The sequence below is a fragment of the Niameybacter massiliensis genome (assembly GCF_001282685.1).
GTDB lineage: Bacteria > Bacillota > Clostridia > Lachnospirales > Cellulosilyticaceae > Holtiella > Holtiella tumoricola.
Window position 1 is genome coordinate 131,389 of the sequence record NZ_LN875035.1, and the last position, 18,274, is coordinate 149,662.

An 18,274-nucleotide genomic window follows, 5' to 3' on the forward strand; every position below is an offset into this window, starting at 1 on the left:
ACAAAAGGTTATAATAAAATTATACTAAAGGAGGACGCAAAATATGAAAATACAACATTTACTCAGCTACGTTCGCCGTGCTGTTCAAGATTATAATATGATTGAAGAAGGAGATCGTATTGCTATTGGGATCTCCGCTGGAAAAGATAGTTTAGCCCTTCTTGTTGCCCTTAGACATTTACAATACTTCTATCCTAAGAAGTTTGAGTTAGAAGCTATTACGATTTCACTAGGTTTTGATAACTTTGACCTTAGTGCTGTCAAGGCATTCTGTGAAAAATTAGGTGTACGCTATACAGTTTATGAGACACAAATTGCTCAAATTGTATTTGATGAACGTAAAGAATCTAATCCATGCTCCCTTTGCTCTAAAATGCGTAAAGGTGCTTTAAATGATATTGCTAAAGAGCTTGGTTGTAATAAAATTGCTTTAGGACATAATAAAGATGACATCAATGAAACATTACTTATGTCACTATTTTATGAAGGACGTATCCATACTATGAGTCCGGTGACCTATTTAGATCGTAGTGAAGTGACACTGATTCGCCCACTTGTTTATGTACCTGAAAGAGATATTAAGTACTTTGCAAAAAAAGAAGGCCTACCTGTTGTCAAAAGCCCATGTCCAGCAGATGGTGTCACACGTCGAGAGACAACTAAGCAACTTATTTATTCACTTGAAAAAGAAATCCCACAACTTTCAAATAGACTCTTTGGTGCAATTGAGCGTAGTGAAATAGACGGTTGGAAATCAAGGGAGTGAGAATATGTCAAGCTATACTGACCAAAGACAAAAACATATTACTAAAATGATGCGTGAAATCTTAAGTGAGCTTCCACCTTATCTTTTTGACTTTTTCCGTGGTATTGAGCATACAACCAGTATGAATACACGCCTTGCTTATGCCTATGACTTAAGACTTTTTTTCGAGTATCTTTATAAAGAATATCCACCTTGTAAAGCACTTAATAGTATACGAGAGATTCCACTAGAACTCATTGAAAAGGTTTCACCACGTGACCTAGAGATGTACTTAGAATACTTAACCTACTATGAAAAAGAAGAAGGTCATGAGGATATAGTGAGCCATCAAAATGGATTAAAAGGAAAGGCTAGAAAGCTTTCTTCTCTTAAAAGCTTTTATCAATACTTCTATAAACAACAACGTATCTTAACGAATCCAAGTGCGCTTGTAGATATGCCTAAAATTCATGAGAAGCCTATTGTCAAATTAGATGTGGATGAGGTGGCAAGACTCTTAGATACTGTTGAAGACGGTACAGATCTGACCGATCACCAAAAACGTTATCATGCTTATACAAAGAAGCGTGACCTAGCCATTATTTCCCTTCTACTAGGGACAGGTATTCGTGTTTCCGAATGTGTAGGGCTTAATATAGAGGATATCGACTTTAACTACAATGGTATCCGTATTACAAGAAAAGGTGGTAATGAAACCATTATTTACTTTGGAAATGAAGTTGAACGTGCCCTTCTAGACTATCTAGAAGAACGGGAAGAAAAGGTTTGTAAAGAGGATGATACCCCACTTTTCCTCTCGCTTCAAAATAAACGTATGAGTGTACGAAGTGTTCAAATCCTTGTCAAGAAATATAGTCAGCTTGTGACTCAGCTTAAGACCATTACCCCTCACAAGCTACGTTCTACATACGGTACTACACTCTATCAAGAAACAGGAGATATTTATCTCGTAGCAGATGTTCTTGGACATAAAGATGTGAATACCACTAAGAAACACTACGCTCAAATGGATGACGCAAGACGTCGTATGGCAGCTGGAATTGTTAAATTGAGAGATTAAATAGAAGATAAAAAAGTAGCAGTTTTCTCTACTCATAGAGAAAACTGCTACTTTTTATTCGAATACTTCAAAATGTACACGGGTTACTTCATATCTATTTTGAGGTTTAGGTTCGTTAGCTGGATAGCCAAAAGGAACAATCGCATAGGCTTGTAAATATTCCGGAAGGTTAAAAACTTCTGAAACATATTGCATACGCTCTTCAAGAGGTGCAATGCCTAACCATACGCCACCTAATTCTAAATGTACTGCTTCCAAAAGCATATTTTGCGTTGCAGCGCCTAAATCTTGTTGCCAATAGTCAAGATATTTTAGAGCTTTCTTATTAGCAAGTACAACAATGGCGAGTGGGGCTTCAGCTAGACTCCTTGCATAGGGGCTCACACCAGAGAGCTTGCATAAAGTTTCTTTTGCTTCTACAACAATAAATTCCCAAGGTTGCTGATTACCTGCAGATGGTGCTGCCATGGCTGCTTGAAGTAATTTTTCAATTTTTTCACGTTCTACTTTTCTTTCTTTAAACTTTCTAACACTTGCTCTAGAAAAGATTTCTTTCATCCTCTAACCCCTTGCTTATCTTAAATTAACGAATAAAGTTGGTAAACACTTTTGGCTCATATACTGGTGCACTTGTCTTTGCGTTCCCAAGTACTTTCATTAAATGGGCCATGTTCTTACCTAAAACACTCATAATTTGCATCCCTTCATCATCTTTATAAACTTCAGCGGGTGCACCACCATGAATGATGTTCCAGTAATTTGTTGTTGGCATATACATCTCTGCATAATTAAGATAATGATTTAAACCATCAAAAGTCACACTACCGCCACTTCTTCTTACACTTACCACTGCTGCCCCTACTTTATGACGGAATAGTCCCCCATTGGTTGAATGAACATAGAAGACACGATCTAAAAAGGATTTCATAGTTCCTGCAATCCCAGCAAAGTGTACAGGTGAGCCTAATAAAATACCATCGGCTTCTTTCATCACTTGAATCCATTCATTGACATCATCTGTTTTTAAAGCACATTGTTCATTTTTGTTTTTGGCACATTGACCACATGCAATACAACCACGAATCGCCTTGTTTCCTACATGGATAATTTCAAAATCAACACCGTTTTTTTCAAGTTCATCGCCTACCATTTTAAGTGCATGATACGTATTACCTTCTTTTTTTGGACTTCCATTAAATGCTACAACCTTCATTATTGTCTCCTTTTTAAACCATACGTTATTTTATGCTTAACTGATAGGGTTATAGTAAACGATATAGAACAATACCACAAGTACTTACATTTTTATCATATACTATCCTTTTTGACAGTATGATGTTATAGTTAATGGTACATAAATCACTGGAGGTACACATGGCAAGTTTACAAAAAAACTATCAATGCTCTTTTGAGCTTACAATGGATTTAATAGGTGGCAAGTGGAAACTGATTATTCTCTGGCATCTTCTAGATGGTGCTAAGCGCTTTAATGAACTGGATAAGCTTATGCCAGCTATTACACAAAAGATGCTCACAACACAATTAAGAGACCTAGAAGAAAAAGGATTAGTGCATCGAGAAGTTTATCCGGAGATTCCACCTAAAGTAGAATATTCTTTAACTGAGCGTGGACGTAGCCTAGATCCGATCTTACATGATATTTGTAAATGGTCTACAGATTATGCCAATGCGAATGATATTACTATTGGCTGTAACAAAGAACAGTAAAAAGCAGGAACAATCGTGGTTTACGATGGCTCCTGCTTTATTTATTTATCACCTAAAGAAGTATTACTTATTATGAAGGTTTACTTTGGCTTTGTTAAAAAGTAAAAGGGGAAGTTGACCACCACGATCAATAGGTACAACCCCTCTTGGAAATCGTCCTTGACCACAACTTACATAACAGTCGCCTTCAGGCTTCCTACTCATCTTGAACTGGATACGATTGCCTAGAAGTTGGTAACTTGCAAGTTCAATTTTACCTATAGAATCTTCTATTTGGAAAGCTAAGTCGCTTACAGCCACATCAAAACTTTCTAAACGTTCATAAACAGGTGCAAAGGTAAGTTCTATGCACCCTGTATCTAATAAAGAAGCAGATTGAAGATTGGGTGGGGTTCCTTCAATACCTTTGTCATAAAGTTGCTCTAGGGCAAGTCGTGCCATTCTTTCACCTAATACCATATTAGCTGGAGAAGCATTATGAATTGCATCTGATAAAGTAGAATCAATAGATGGGATTATATACACATTATCTATTATCATTGTTGCTTGACGTTGCGCTTCTCTTACCATAGACCACCCTTCATCGGAACGATTTTGTGCAGTTTCATTACCTAAGTTATTAACAACCCGGTTTAACTGAACCGTCAATATTGGAAGTTCGGGTTGATTTAAGTCTTTTCTTAATGCCTGTACCATTGTCTTAAAACGTTCTAAATAAGAATGAGCTAAATCTAAGGTATCTGTATCAGTACATCCTTGATACCATAATACACCTTTAATCTTATCTGTCGTTGATTGGATTACTTCTAACATATTGTGGTATAAATAGCCTTCTTCTTCAGGATTCCACGCACTAAGTGGTGAACCGCCTAAAGCCGTCTGAATCAATCCAATAGGATAGGCTAAGTCTCTTTTTAAGCGTTTGGCAAAACTTAAATAAGGTGAATGACCTGGATTAGCCCCTTCACGATTTATACTATGAAGCGTATGGGTAGATTCATTAAAAGGATGGCTCGCTAAGTCCCATTGTCCACTATTTCGGAGTAAGTGAATGCCTAATTCTGGTGGATCAAATACGGGTCCTTTGCCATATCCAGCAGAATTACTTTGCCCAGCTATAACAAAGAGATCACCGATCCCAACATGGTGAATCATATCCCCGCGAATCGCCCATTCTATAGGATTCCCTATATTTTCTTTTAAGCAAGTTTCAATACGATAGAGGCCACCTGCAGGTACCTCTTTTAAAATGATTTCCCATTCGCCATCTTGCATTTTAGTAGCTTCTTGCCATCTGATAACATTTTCAAAGGTATCTTCTAAGACAACTCTTGCCCAGACTCTAGCTTCTTCACAATGTGCATGAACATCATATGTACCTTTTAACGTAATATTTGCTTTTCCTTCAACTTGTTGGATGATTTGCCAAGGTTGTGGTCCTTGTGTAATAATGGCTCCAATATTCATGATGATGACTCCTTAGTTTGAAATTTGTTCTATGGATTGGATAAATGTAACAATTGGGCTTGGATCTTCTAAGCTGTGAGGATGATGCCCAATATGAGGTTTTACGATAACTGTAATGTCTCTTTCTTGGGCTTTGCATAAATGGACTAATTTCTCACCATTTTCTTCATAAGGCACCACTTCATCTGCATCTCCAGCCACTAAAATAATAGGAATCTGTGTGTTCACTAAGTCATTCATTGCTTCTAAAGCTTTTGATTTAAAATAAGTTTTTGCATCTTTTTCATCTAAAGCATACTGCCAGAGGGCTTGTTGCCAATCTAAAGATGAGCCAATCCCTTTTCCTAAACTACCTGGCCAACTACATAGGTCGAGTACAGGTGCATCAAGATAAATACTTCTTAATGCTTCAGGGTACTGGGTTGCATAATGCATCGTATAAAGGCCACCTCTACTAAATCCAAATAAATCTACTTGAGAATTCAAGTTAAAGTCTTTAACAACTTTTGTATAGAAGTCGTGCATCAGTTCAACAGATTGAGGATTGCCATACATATCACTTAGATTACAGTATGCAAGATGCCAACCAGCTTCAAGAAGTGCCATGTCTGCATAGCTAAAAGCATCGAAGAACTCTGCACGCCATACCCAGTGACGCATCTTGGTTGGTACTTTAGGTTCGATGAGGATACATTCTCTTCCTTGGCTATAAAATTGATAGCCTTTATACCCTTTAAAAGTGATCGTCTCAATGGCTTCACAAGGTTGTTCTTGTAAAAGGAGTTCATTAATTTGTATTTGCACAGCTTCAACTTTTGATTGTAAGTTTTCAATCCCAACAGATTGTAAAACTAATGCTTCATTCCCATGTCCAATATCCTCAAGTAATGTATCACTAATAAGGTGATTCTTGTACTCGATAAGTTTATAGAGTGCATTTTGTTCTGGATATTCTACATATTCAGGGACACGCTCAAGAGAAATATTAAAAAGTTGCTTTAATAGAGCTTTTGTAAATAAGAAATGTCCCATGCTACAAACATGGATGCCATCACCTGATACATAGTGAGGATCTTCTAAACGTTTTGCATCAATATAGGCTGCAACGTCACTATAAATATCAATAGTGCCTAGACCTAGCGGTTCTGACATAAGCCACTTACCATAGTCTTGTAAAACTTGATCATATCCTTCATAAGGTTTCATAAACCCATAGTCATCCCCATACGCGTCTTTGAGACAAGTTGGATCTATCATCTGTGCATCAAAGGGTGGTGGCGTTAGGCAAACCAAATCACAACCTTTTTGTTCCACTATTTTTGCCAGTTGTCTCATACCCTTTTGATATGCATCCAAGCGCTCGTCACTTGGTGGATGATAAATGCCATCATTCATCCCATAACATGCGATGACTAAATCAGGCTGAATCTTCTCTAGAGTAGGCTCAAGTCTTTGAAAGATGCAAGGTCTTAAGAAAGGATGATGAGCTTCTGAAAGACCTGAAGCCGTTTCACTACTCAATCCTAAATTGATAAGCATAGGTTTTGATTCATTAAAATGTGTTGTTAAATACGTATCCATATAGTTCACATAGTGTGCAAGATAAGTGATACTATCCCCTAGAAATAAAATCTTTTTGTAATGCTGTAGGTCTATAGGTTTCATTACGCTTCTCCTAGTTTTAATTATAAAATAATTATAGACTAGTTCATTTTATAACACTAAATAATGAAATTCTATAGTCATATTTATCGAATTCAAGTACTCATTTATGATACATTTTACATCTTGTCAGGGACTTCAATACCTAATAAATCTAAGCAAGTTGTAAGGATCGACTTAGTAAGGGTAATGACTTGAATCCATGAGTATTGTTTAACCTGATCTTGCTCTATAAGAATCTTATGTTCATGATAAAATCTATTAAATGTATTGGAAAGCTCATAGATATACTGACACATTTTGTGAGGGGCATATTCATTAAAGCTTGTTGTGAGCACCTCATTAAATTCAACGATTTTGAGCATAAGATTACGTTCGCTTTCCGTATAAGGCACTTGTAAATTGAATTTGTCGCGTTCTACTAATGTATGACTACTATAAAATTTAGATAAGATAGACTCAATACGTACTACAGTATATAAAATATAAGGCCCTGTATTGCCTTCAAAAGAAGTAAAACGTTCTAAGTCAAAAACATAATCTTTGGTAATTTGATTGGATAAATCACCGTATTTTAGTGCGGCAATACCAACCTTGTAGGCAATTTGTTTAGCTTTAGAATCGTCTATTTCTTTATTAGTGGTTACTTTTTGATACACTTTATCAGCCACTTCTTTTATTAGACTTTCTAGGCGCATTACGCCTCCATCGCGAGTTTTAAAAGGCTTGCCATCTTTTCCGTTCATCGTTCCAAAACCTAAAAAGGTGAGCTTAGTATGTGGATCTACTAAATGCCCTTTTCTTGCACATCTAAAAACTTGTTCAAAGTGTATTTCTTGTCTTTTATCAACGATATAAATGATTTCATCAGGATGATAAAGTGCCATTCTTTCCACGATCGTCGCAAGGTCAGTGGTACTATACAATGTGGCACCGTCAGACTTCACTAAGATGCATGGTGGCATTTCTTTTGTATCACTGGCTTCTTTCACATCAACCACAAGTGCACCTTCACTTTCATAAGCTAATCCTTGCTGCTTCAAACTTTCAATCATGTCAGGAATGTAAGGCTGTGCATCACTTTCTTTCTTCCATAAATCAAAGTAAACATTGAGGTTGGCATAATTCTTCTTAAGATCATAGATAGAGACATCTAAAATATGCTGCCACAGCGCAACATAACCTCTATGTCCCGTTTGGAATAAATAAGTAGTTTGTTTCGCCTCTTCCATAAAATCAGGATTAGATTTAGCATAACGACTTGCTGTTGGATAGATTTCTTCTAAAGTATGAATGGTGAAAGGGGGTTCTTTAGGAAAATCTCCTGTGTAGGTTTCATCAAAGTAGTCAAGGTCTGGTGAACGTCTCTTAAGTTCTGCAATAATCAGACCAATTTGTAATCCCCAATCGCCTAAATGTACATCACCTAAGATGGTGTAATCTAGAAATCTCCCCATTCTTTTGATACATTCTCCAATGACCGCTGTTCTTAAATGACCGACATGAAGCGGTTTGGCTACGTTTGGCCCACCGTAGTCAATCATAATATTTTTGCCTTTACCTATTGGGTCACATCCTAATTTAGAATTTTCTTGCATCTTTTCTATATAATCAATGAGCCATGCATCGTGTAATATGAGATTGATAAAGCCTGGCTTCACACAAGTTACTTCCTTAAAATGATCATTGCCTTTTAATTTTTGAGCCACTTCCATAGCAATCTCAAAGGGTGCTTTTCTATAGGCTTTTGCTGCACTTAAGGCACCATTACATTGGTATTGGCATAAATCGGGTCTATTGGATCGTGTAACCATCCCATAATCTTTGTCATAGCCACATTGGGCAAAAGCATTTTCTATTTCTTGGTTAATCCATTTAATAAGCGTATTCATACTCTTCCTCCTATTCGTTTTTAACATAAAAAAGCCCGCCCCTTATTCCTAAGAATAAGAGACGGACTCAATCCGCGGTACCACTCCAATTGATTGTATAAACAATCCACTTATCACTTTAACGCAGTTAACGGCACACCCTAACTTTTCATAAAAGCTCAGGTTGCTTCTCCGAGGCCCTCTTCACCTTATGATGACTTATAGGACTTCCACTCTACTCCTACTCGCTGGCAGACACTCAAAAGGTTACTTTTCTCTTCACAGAATTTTTTAGTATTGTTTGATATTATATGCAGAATTATTTTCAATGTCAAGCAAATTTTTTCAATAAAGTATCCCTTTTATTACCAAAAGGTGCTAAAATACAAGTAAATGAAATCTATTTTCAAAAAGGAGGATTTATAATGTGGTTACTCTTTGCCTTTGGTTCTGCACTCTTTGCAGGACTAACAGCTATCTTAGCTAAATGTGGGATCAAAAATACAGATTCTAATGTAGCGACTGCTCTTAGAACCATTGTCGTATTGGTTTTTGCTTGGATGATGGTCTTTATATCAGGTTCTTATACTACATTAAGTGGTATCAACACCACAACATTTATCTTTCTTATTCTATCAGGCTTTGCAACGGGAGCCTCTTGGCTGTGCTACTTCAAAGCACTGCAACTTGGAGATGTGAATAAAGTCACACCCATTGATAAATCAAGCACCATTTTAACCATGGTACTCGCCTTTATTTTTCTAGGTGAACCTATGACATTCATCACCTTTATTGCCCTTGTGCTTATAGGTATAGGTACATACTTAATGATTCAAAAGAAAGAAGCACAAGATCACGAAGTGAAAGGAAAGGCTTGGCTTTTTTATGCCTTAGGCGCAGCAGTCTTTGCCAGCTTAACATCCATTTTAGGTAAAGTGGGTATACAAGGTATTGATTCTAATTTAGGAACAGCTATACGGACTATTGTTGTCCTTATTATGGCATGGGTGGTTGTATTTGTTACAGGCAAGCAACATACCATCAAAACCATTGATCAAAAGAGCTGGTTATTTATTGTCTTATCTGGTTTTGCAACAGGCGCATCTTGGCTTTGCTATTACCGTGCCCTTCAAGACGGACCAGCAAGTGTAGTCGTTCCTATTGATAAACTTAGTCTTTTAGTAACCATTGCTTTTTCTTATATTGTGTTTAAAGAAAAACTTACGAAGAAATCTGCCATAGGCCTTACGCTTATTGTGATAGGCACTCTATCCCTCTTATTTTAAAATTAAGTATAAAAGCGAACGAATGTTTGATATTGGAAATAAGCTGTGTTATAATAAGGAAAAATCAACTAGAACAGAGGGATACTATGAAGGATATAACCGCTAAACAACAAGCCGTCCTAGATTGTATCAAAAAAGTGAGTGCGGAACGCGGCTATCCGCCATCAGTAAGAGAGATTTGCCTTGCTGTAGGTCTTAAGTCTACTTCTACTGTACACAGTCATTTAAGTAGCCTTGAAGCAAAAGGCTTTATTAAAAGAGACCCTTCAAAGCCACGTGCGATTGAAGTGATAGATGAATCTAAAAACTGGCTCTCAGATCATGTGACACCTGTTCCTGTACTTGGAACAGTAACTGCAGGTGAGCCTATCCTTGCAGCTGAACAAATTGAAGAGTACTATCCTCTTCCAAATCATATGACACGTAATGGTCAAGTGTATATGCTTCGCGTAAAAGGTGAAAGTATGATCAAGGCTGGAATCTTGAACCAAGACTACGTGATTGTACGCCAACAAGAATCAGCTAATAATGGTGATATTGTTGTTGCACTCCTTGGAGATGAAGTCACTGTAAAACGCTTCTTCAAAGAAAAGAATCGTGTAAGATTACAACCTGAAAATGACACTATGGACCCTATCTTCTGCTTAGATGTACAGATTATTGGAAAAGTTATTGGGTTATTTAGAGAAATGTAATATTTACAAGACATTGGAATATCATTTACACTGCGTGATTCTAGAAATTTTAGATGAAAGTGGTGTATTTTTTTATGCAAAAAAAGGTTAAAAAAGCTAACATCCTTAGAAGATTTTAAACAAAACAATTCAACTTATATATACTATTTTATATCTTTCATTCTATTTTCAATTCTTGATTTATATTACTAAAAAAGCACCCCATCCTATTCCTAAGATCAGGTGCCTCAGCATGATTAAAAAAACTTATCCATAAAAAATATAAACCCTGTTAGTACTGCTAATAATACTTATATTTTATTTTGAATAAGTTTTTCCTTCTCTTCAATTACTAATGTATACCACATACTAAGCACAATTAATATAACTGGATAGAGTAGCTTGTCCAATATCGGAAGATTTAATCCCTATGACTAGATACTAAATCTTCATGCCCCTCAGGATAAATATCAAATCCAATATAGTAAATAGTATCATCTGCTTCAATTCCCATGTTGTATCTATCTTCTTCAAATTGACTTATAACAAAATCTGCAATTTCATTATCTGTAAAGTCATCAACTTCTTCATCCTTATCTATAATGATTCCTGTTTCCTCTTCAAACTGTTCTAATGGCATCTCTATAGAAAAATTACTTTCATTTACTTGTATATGCCCTTGAAAATACATTTTCATAACTATCACCTCATAAAAAGATTATTTTACTCAGCCTTAGTATATGTAACTTTCTATATTTTTACAATGCTTTTATCTATATTTGTCGCATATTGTCCAGAATTCCAACTATGACTATCGCTTGCAATAAGAAATAAGCCCAACTGTTTAGTTGCCGAGACTTCAATATTTACTAATTTCCTACTAACATATGAAGTGTTGCCTAGTGTAGTTAACTCTATGCTTTGCTCTATCCCTTGAAGCATATTACTCGCTACTGTTCCAACTTGTTTATCTTGCTCTTTGGTATAGACATCTTGAAGGGATAAAGCTTTTCTTTAGCCTGCCATTAGTGCATGTTTTAATTCTAGTTTGCTGGGCTCAAATATTGCAATCTGCTTTGTGTATTCTGCGAGCTCTTTCATTGAAACAAATTCTTCTAACTTACTAGCTTGTACTGGAATCTTATAAAAAAGAGCATCTACTTCTAGATGCCCCTCCTCCTTAATTTTTTCTTTTATTTCATGTTTAGTAACTCTTCTTCTAATCTTATTATATTTTGTCTATGATTATCTGCTGGAATCTTTAATCCCTTTGCTTCTAACCATTTTACAATTTCCTTCCACTGATTCAACTCCTCATGCTTTCTACCTAGCTTTTGGTAACAAGATGCTTTGCTAAACATCCAATGTATATATTTTTCTGATAACCCAATAGCTTTATCCCAATATTTAAATGCTTCCTCATAACATTCGAGATATTCATAGAATTCTCCCACATATCCCACAATATCAGGTTCATTAGGAAACTTAAGAATTGCTTCTTTTGCAAGCTTTAGTCCCTCTTCATACTTACCAGTTGAACTATAAACTTGTAGCATTAACTCATGCATTTCTACACTTTCTTTATCTTCTTCAAATAGTTGCTTACAAAATGCCATTGCTTGATTATATTGCCCAAGTTGTGTCTGTAATGAAAGATACCTTCCTAATGCCTCGTAATATGCTTCACTTTTACTTTCTTTTTCAGATTCAATGACCTTCTTGTATACTTCAAAAGCTTTTTTCTTACAATCATGCATATGGTAGTGATATAAATATCCATAATCACTAAGTTGTTTATTAGTATATTTTTCACTTTTAACTATCTTTCTATATTCTTCTTCAGCCCTTAGGAAATTCTCCATGCTTCTTGATTCTGAGTAAATTGAAAATAATCGGTCTGCATAGGACTCATAAGGGTCAATCTCATCTTTTAACAAGTCATCTACTAATACTTCTAGCACTCTGCCCATCTCTGGCAAAAGTGATATATCAGGCAATGCTACACCATTTTCCCATTTACTTACAGCCTGATGAGATACATTTAATAACTTTCCTAATTGCTCCTGTGTAATCTGCTTTGCTTCTCTTAGCTTTTTAATGTTCTTTCCAATATTCATATTCTTTCCTTTCACTCTATTCATTTCTATATCTTTAATTATCTTTTCTCAACGTTGATACTTTGATTATACAAAAAAATCGATAGCATTCAATAACCGTATAAGTTCATCCTGTTCAACTATGAGTTGCATAACTCCTGATAAGTTGCACTCTCTTTTTAAAAAGCATGCCTCTTTGAAATACTGTAGGTGCGACCTTTTCAATAAATTTACCTTTTTTTGCATATCCTCTTTCTTTTTTGTAGAATCATTCTAAGAGATGGATACCATTTTAGAGCAAAAAAGAAGGCCAACCCTAAGGCTGGCTTCATGTAGTATTTTTAATAATTATTGCATTCTCTTAAATTCAATATAACGCGTCCCTTGAAAAGTAAGCTTTCCCATATCTTGTTCAACAAGTATCCCATACTCAGTCCCTCGTACTCTGAATTCTATGCGGTCACCACTCGCAACTTCAAATGTCACATAATACGTAGTTGATGATGAACTATGCATATTTTCATGATGATGGTGACTCACATTAGTGCGTTTAGCTATAACTGTAGCATCTACTGTAAGTACTGGAGAATCATTATTCTTTTTCCATTCCTTAGCTGAGCCTACTAGTCCGACAATAATTAATCCAAATACTAATATAAAAATTACAAAGATAAATATAGGAACAGCGTTAAACATGAAATCATCAAATGGTGAAAATAGCATTGATTAAACCTCCTACAAAATAAGTACTTTATTATCAGTATATCTGGTTATTAATCAAAAATCTATATTTTCATTCTCTTATAATGTATTTTACAGTTTAGAAATTATATTTACTTATAAATCCAATCTTCATTCTATTATTCCCCTAGCGTGTAGGTATTCCCATGCTACATTTTCTTCATGATATGTACTTACTCCTTCTTGGCTATCATAAATCCAAATACCCTCTTGATCTTCTTTATAGTAGTTTTTTCTTTTGAAATTTTTTAAATGCTCATCTTCTCCCTTATATACTTCTTCGACTACTAGATATCTTTCATTATCAAATATTGAATCTAAAGGTATTGATATATAAACTTTTGAAATTTCAAATCCTTTATCATAAGTTGTAGGATAATAGATATCTTTTTCTAATACATATCTACCATTGACTTGTCTAATATAATTGTCATACATTGGCAAACCAATACTATCATATACATCTCTAGAGAATTGACTAAGAATAGCTTGTTCTGATTGAAAAGCTTCCCCTAGATAAAGTTCTCCTCCTTCTTCTACTACACTTTCTATTATTTCATTCCAAGATTGATAGGTATTTTTATGTACTTTTTCTCCATCTTTTCTATCGTATGGTAAATGAATAGATGAATTAGCGATAATATATGGAGCATTACCAGCTATAATAAGGGCTACAAAAATACCAATAATCCAATACATTGTTTTATTACTTTCAATAAACATTTTTTCCCTCTATGTACTTTATTTATTTAATCTTATAATATTTTATAGAAATTTACAACATACCTTCCTAGTTATAACGTAATGTCTAGTCATATCCTATATAGATTTCAAAGTTATGATTATAGACTCCAAAAGATGTATGTTCTAAGTTTCATGAAGCTACTTGTTAGCATATTTAATACTAAAAGTGTATTTTGATGTTAGTACAATATTTTTATGCTACAATTAGATTAAAGTTTATCTAAAGGGGACTAATAATGTTTGATTTATTTTTTACTTTCATGCAGTTTTTCAGCGTAGCTATAATACTAGCCTTCACTATTCTTGGACTATACGCTCTAATCTTATTTATTAAAGCGTTAAAAATCTATATAAAGAATAATGAAAATAAGGACGTATAGAAATGAATGGTATAAATCATGAAACAAGTGAAGTGATAGAAACATATGTATATCGTGAAAGTGGTCATAGTAATATTATGATATGTTTTATTGGTTTGACAGTTGTTGTGATAGTGATATCTTATATGTTAGGTAAAATGTTAAGAGAGAAGTTAAAGAATAAGAAAAAGTAGGTGTAATATCAATAAAAAAACTCTTAGTAAGTTTATACTAAGAGTTTCAATACTTAGTCTAGCTTTTCATAACAGTTTGCTTTTAGCTGCTTCAATTACCAAATAAGCTTTTCGTTTTTCCAGTCTACTATATATATGTTATATTTTTCACCAGACGTATCACAGTCAATCTTAATATCAAAGACGCTATCTCTTTTAAAAAATCCTAAAAAGGTATTATACTTAAGTCCAATATAAATATTTTGCTCCTCTATTTTATACGTATAGCCTACAAAAGATGATATACTATCCATAACATTTCCTTTTATTTCATAACATCCCTTTCCGGGTATAACACTTTCAACATATACTGTAGACGGGTCGATACAATAACGAAATCCACAAAGCTTCCAACTGTATCGTGATCCTAAGAATAGTATTACAATTAGTAAAAGTAATGCAATCACTATAGATCGTATTTTCCTTGTCATTTTACTTCCCTTCCATTACAGAATTTTCAATTATCGTGCATGAATTTCATGCAATTCTATTTGCTAATTCCCTGTTAATCCTATTGTATTTACTCTTTGCCTGTGCAATTAGTTAAAGTACTAATATAAAAAATCGACTCAAGAAGAGTCGATTACTTTCCAGTCAGTATTAAAATTAATCTTATGTCTATTATATCATTTATTGGATAATATACGCTATATCTAACATATTTTTAAGCTATTTATTAAGAAAAATTTACTCATAATATCTATTCAGATCGTAAGTATTATCCTCTTAATAGACTCTCCATCTATTCTAGCTATACTTTGTAAATACTTCAATTAAAAATCCTAATAAAATACACACGGCTCCTATAGTTGGTAATATAAAGTTCCATATTGACATTTTTGTAATATCTAATCTCGGATATGCCCTAATAATTGTGGCACCTATAGCCAATGTAGCCCCTATGTATATTAAGATCATACTTAAGTTTTCCATCTAATGCTTCCTCCTAAGTGATTATTCTATCTGTATTTCCTGATATTTGAATCTAAGCTACTTTTTTAACGTTTTAATTATAATTTAGTAATTTATTGTTTGAATTTTAATAGATTGTGTTATAATACAATTAAAGAAAGCACCAGTGCGGCTAACACTGATGCTCCCTGGAGGTTTTATTTTCGGGGCTATAAATAGAATCACAAGTTATTTATTGCGATTAGAGTGTTCTCTTTTACAGGGTGGAACACTCTTTTCTTTTGCACTTATTTCAAACTCAAAGCCTTTCAAGCTTGCCTTAAGCTTAATTTTATCGAAAAAGGTATTTCGTCTAGGATAGATAATAATACCTATTACTATAATTATCATTAGTAGTACATAGTCCATTCATAACACCCCCTCCGCTTTCGACATAGATAGACTCTATATCATAGCCTCATAGGAGGATATACCTACAACCCCCATGCCACCCATTGCACGGTATTCTTTACCATTTTATTATATCATTATTAGTTTAGCCTGTACAAGCTTATAACTCTATGTATTCTTAAAAATCTCTATTATTTATCATTTATATTAATACTTTAATCATTACAGATAACACTCTTAAAAAAGCTGAATGCATACTTTTAATCATTCAGCGTCTTTCTAAGTTAAAATATTGTAATGAATGTTATTTTTTAAAGCTAAAACTTTGACTTCTCATAATTGTAAGGGATACTTATCCCTACAAGCACATCTTCTATTTTCTCAATAATTAGCCAGTCATCCATATTCCCTTGATGTTCAAATTCTAGTGGTTCTATTTTTTGTACCTGCTCAAATTCAACTAAGCAGAGGCATTTTTTATGCCAACGTACTTTTTGCTTGTCTGATAAATTAAGCTTAGTTTGATGCTCTTCAAGTATTTTTGTAATCTCATCCTCTGTAAGCTTCACATAATTTTGAACACTTTTTACGGTTGCCATTGTAGAGATGGTTGTTGTGCCTTTCTCCATAAAATAGAGATGTTCTCCTTCAAATACTCTGCTATGGGGAATCTTTCTTCCAGCAGCACCTCGTACGACCATCGTTTTTGTACCTGCTAAAATTTGATCGAGAACGTGTTCTCCTTTTTTCCCTGTGTTATCACAATATACTAAATGTACCATATCTATTTTCTCCTTTTAAAGTTATTTAAATATATTATTCATTTAAAAGACTCATTACTTGAGTATACTTTTCTTGGTAAATTATTTTGCTTTGTACTGAAAGTTTATGATAACTACGTTCTAGTTTGTTACGTACAAAGACAACACCGTCTTCATAAGAAAGTTTTTTCTTTGTATATACAAAATACAATAATGAAGGAAGATTATCAAAATGCGAAATAGCATCTGCGTCTGCAACACAAATTTCTTCTATAGTACTTTTACTTTTGAGTTCACTTCCACGATGGTTCAGTATACACTTTTGAACACGTTCAATGCTTTCTGCAGGGTAATGCATGGGTTCTAAAAGTTCTTTGGCAATACGTGCGCCATGAATATGGTGGTCTTTATACAAGTCATAACTTGTGACGGAAGCAATATCATGTAGCCATGCACTGATGATGACGATCTCAAGATCTGCCCCATAGGCATCTGCCAATAGCTTGGCATTTTTTACAACAGCTTGAACATGACCATAACTATCGCTACCAAAGAAGTTATTGGGGCTTGTACATCTTGTCTTTATCTCTTTTTGTAATGTATCAATAATATCCGTTCTCATACTATACTCCTCAAGTTCATACAATTTTAAAATCAAACATATGTTCTATATTAGTATAATATTTTATTGTTGTAAACTATTACTTCAATTATTATTTATAATCTTTCAATAATTAAAACATAAACCTTAACCTTTATTTTCATTGCATATCGACTGCATAATGCATGTTTTAAACTGAGAACCACATCTTGCTAATTCTCCTAATACTTTATCTATACCGACTTCGGTCTGAAACCATGTGTCTTTACTAATACCTTGGATGTCTACAGGACAAATGATAAAGGTTGTATGGGGATAAGCCCATTGATAATAAGTATAACAACGTCTGGCATGGAAGCTTTTGCAACATAATATGGCTTTGTTGATTTGTAATCCTAAGGCATCCGTCACTTCTTTAGATTTAAAGGCATTCTGATAGGTATATTCTGCCAAGTCTTCTCTTAGAATAGCTGTCTCACTTACACCGTTTTGAAGTAAAACATCCTGGAAGAATGCCCATTCGGTTGTATAGCTTTTATTATATTCATTGGCTTTAGATAGTGGGCCCGGAAAGTAGCCACGAGAAGGACTGTATTTCCCAGAAGGTAAAATGAATGGTGCATATCCATTACACCAAAGTCTAGCAGCTTGCTCACCTAACTCAGCATAGGAACCTCCTGGAATGAAAATAATGTCAGCCTTTTCTAATGGATGCTCTAAAAAAATATAGTTTGTAATATCATCGATTGTTTTCATACTTCTCACCTCATTCTATGGATGCAAGTCTACTCATGGTAACTTATAGCACTATTATTTTAAACTAAAGTTTATATTTTTTCAAATAATCACATTTTTGAATTAGTTTTTCTTTACCGAAAAGATAGATTAAGAAAAACTAACCAAATGTATCACCTATCCCTTTA

At 34.4% G+C, this 18,274-nt stretch carries 21 protein-coding genes and 1 other annotated feature; of the genes, 6 read left to right on the forward strand and 15 right to left on the reverse strand.

Annotated features, from left to right (window positions below; translation table 11 throughout):
• The first annotated feature begins 43 nt into the window (after positions 1–43).
• Together BN2390_RS06210 and BN2390_RS06215 are read left to right on the forward strand one after the other, a co-directional pair.
• Positions 44–766, forward strand: a complete 723-nt coding sequence (locus tag BN2390_RS06210; RefSeq protein ID WP_053983493.1) for a tRNA 2-thiocytidine biosynthesis TtcA family protein — start codon at positions 44–46, stop codon at positions 764–766.
• A 4-nt stretch (positions 767–770) separates the two neighbouring features.
• Entirely contained in the window at positions 771–1,826 is a 1,056-nt protein-coding gene (locus BN2390_RS06215) for a tyrosine-type recombinase/integrase (RefSeq protein WP_053983494.1), read from the forward strand.
• A 54-nt stretch (positions 1,827–1,880) separates the two neighbouring features.
• Here BN2390_RS06215 and BN2390_RS06220 read toward each other — a convergent pair whose 3' ends face one another.
• Together BN2390_RS06220 and BN2390_RS06225 are read right to left on the reverse strand one after the other, a co-directional pair.
• Positions 1,881–2,384 carry a nitroreductase family protein gene (locus tag BN2390_RS06220; RefSeq protein ID WP_053983495.1) on the reverse strand — a complete coding sequence of 168 codons (504 nt, stop codon included), beginning with the start codon at positions 2,382–2,384 and terminating at the stop codon, positions 1,881–1,883.
• Positions 2,385–2,409: 25 nt separating this feature from the next.
• Positions 2,410–3,039 carry a flavodoxin family protein gene (locus BN2390_RS06225; RefSeq protein ID WP_053983496.1) on the reverse strand — a complete coding sequence of 210 codons (630 nt, stop codon included), beginning with the start codon at positions 3,037–3,039 and terminating at the stop codon, positions 2,410–2,412.
• Between the two features lie 161 nt (positions 3,040–3,200).
• On the opposite strand from BN2390_RS06225, the gene BN2390_RS06230 reads away from it, so the two are divergent.
• Positions 3,201–3,554, forward strand: a complete 354-nt coding sequence (locus tag BN2390_RS06230; protein ID WP_053983497.1) for a winged helix-turn-helix transcriptional regulator — start codon at positions 3,201–3,203, stop codon at positions 3,552–3,554.
• Positions 3,555–3,617: 63 nt separating this feature from the next.
• Here BN2390_RS06230 and BN2390_RS06235 read toward each other — a convergent pair whose 3' ends face one another.
• From BN2390_RS06235 to argS, 3 genes are all read right to left on the reverse strand, one after another.
• Entirely contained in the window at positions 3,618–5,021 is a 1,404-nt protein-coding gene (locus BN2390_RS06235) for a sialate O-acetylesterase (RefSeq protein ID WP_053983498.1), read from the reverse strand.
• Positions 5,022–5,033: 12 nt separating this feature from the next.
• Positions 5,034–6,686, reverse strand: coding sequence for a GDSL-type esterase/lipase family protein (locus BN2390_RS06240; protein WP_053983499.1), 1,653 nt, complete (start codon positions 6,684–6,686; stop codon positions 5,034–5,036).
• Between the two features lie 116 nt (positions 6,687–6,802).
• Positions 6,803–8,575 (reverse strand): arginine--tRNA ligase, encoded by a 1,773-nt coding sequence (argS, locus tag BN2390_RS06245; RefSeq protein ID WP_053983500.1) that lies wholly within the window; start codon positions 8,573–8,575, stop codon positions 6,803–6,805.
• Positions 8,576–8,629: 54 nt separating this feature from the next.
• Positions 8,630–8,846 (reverse strand) — a binding site (T-box leader).
• A 133-nt stretch (positions 8,847–8,979) separates the two neighbouring features.
• On the opposite strand from argS, the gene BN2390_RS06250 reads away from it, so the two are divergent.
• On the forward strand, positions 8,980–9,840 hold the full coding sequence (locus BN2390_RS06250; RefSeq protein ID WP_053983501.1) for an EamA family transporter: 861 nt from the start codon (positions 8,980–8,982) through the stop codon (positions 9,838–9,840).
• Between the two features lie 86 nt (positions 9,841–9,926).
• The gene (lexA, locus tag BN2390_RS06255; protein WP_053983502.1) at positions 9,927–10,535 is read left to right on the forward strand and encodes a transcriptional repressor LexA; all 609 of its coding nucleotides are present in this window, start codon (positions 9,927–9,929) and stop codon (positions 10,533–10,535) included.
• A gap of 400 nt (positions 10,536–10,935) precedes the next feature.
• On the opposite strand, the gene BN2390_RS06260 is transcribed toward lexA, so the two are convergent.
• The 4 genes from BN2390_RS06260 to BN2390_RS06280 all read right to left on the reverse strand — a co-directional run bounded on the left by BN2390_RS06260 (position 10,936) and on the right by BN2390_RS06280 (position 14,074).
• Entirely contained in the window at positions 10,936–11,211 is a 276-nt protein-coding gene (locus tag BN2390_RS06260) for a hypothetical protein (RefSeq protein ID WP_053983503.1), read from the reverse strand.
• 496 nt (positions 11,212–11,707) lie between these two features.
• Entirely contained in the window at positions 11,708–12,655 is a 948-nt protein-coding gene (locus tag BN2390_RS06270) for a helix-turn-helix domain-containing protein (protein ID WP_082238636.1), read from the reverse strand.
• Between the two features lie 303 nt (positions 12,656–12,958).
• Entirely contained in the window at positions 12,959–13,333 is a 375-nt protein-coding gene (locus BN2390_RS06275; protein WP_053983506.1) for a DUF2500 domain-containing protein, read from the reverse strand.
• 129 nt (positions 13,334–13,462) lie between these two features.
• Entirely contained in the window at positions 13,463–14,074 is a 612-nt protein-coding gene (locus tag BN2390_RS06280; protein WP_053983507.1) for a hypothetical protein, read from the reverse strand.
• Positions 14,075–14,477: 403 nt separating this feature from the next.
• On the opposite strand from BN2390_RS06280, the gene BN2390_RS21625 reads away from it, so the two are divergent.
• Positions 14,478–14,648, forward strand: coding sequence for a hypothetical protein (locus tag BN2390_RS21625; protein WP_154668786.1), 171 nt, complete (start codon positions 14,478–14,480; stop codon positions 14,646–14,648).
• A 95-nt stretch (positions 14,649–14,743) separates the two neighbouring features.
• Here the strand turns inward: BN2390_RS21625 and BN2390_RS21630 are convergent, their stop codons facing one another.
• From BN2390_RS21630 to BN2390_RS06310, 6 genes are all read right to left on the reverse strand, one after another.
• Entirely contained in the window at positions 14,744–14,941 is a 198-nt protein-coding gene (locus tag BN2390_RS21630; RefSeq protein ID WP_154668787.1) for a hypothetical protein, read from the reverse strand.
• Positions 14,942–15,434: 493 nt separating this feature from the next.
• The gene (locus BN2390_RS06290) at positions 15,435–15,620 is read right to left on the reverse strand and encodes a hypothetical protein (protein ID WP_053983509.1); all 186 of its coding nucleotides are present in this window, start codon (positions 15,618–15,620) and stop codon (positions 15,435–15,437) included.
• A 207-nt stretch (positions 15,621–15,827) separates the two neighbouring features.
• Complete coding sequence (locus tag BN2390_RS06295; RefSeq protein WP_053983510.1) at positions 15,828–16,007, reverse strand: hypothetical protein; 180 nt, start codon at positions 16,005–16,007, stop codon at positions 15,828–15,830.
• Between the two features lie 299 nt (positions 16,008–16,306).
• Complete coding sequence (locus BN2390_RS06300) at positions 16,307–16,771, reverse strand: hypothetical protein (protein ID WP_053983511.1); 465 nt, start codon at positions 16,769–16,771, stop codon at positions 16,307–16,309.
• Between the two features lie 34 nt (positions 16,772–16,805).
• Positions 16,806–17,372: an HD domain-containing protein gene (locus tag BN2390_RS06305; protein ID WP_053983512.1), complete on the reverse strand. Its 567-nt coding sequence runs from the start codon at positions 17,370–17,372 to the stop codon at positions 16,806–16,808.
• Positions 17,373–17,498: 126 nt separating this feature from the next.
• On the reverse strand, positions 17,499–18,107 hold the full coding sequence (locus tag BN2390_RS06310; RefSeq protein WP_053983513.1) for a YdcF family protein: 609 nt from the start codon (positions 18,105–18,107) through the stop codon (positions 17,499–17,501).
• Between the last annotated feature and the right edge of the window lie 167 nt (positions 18,108–18,274).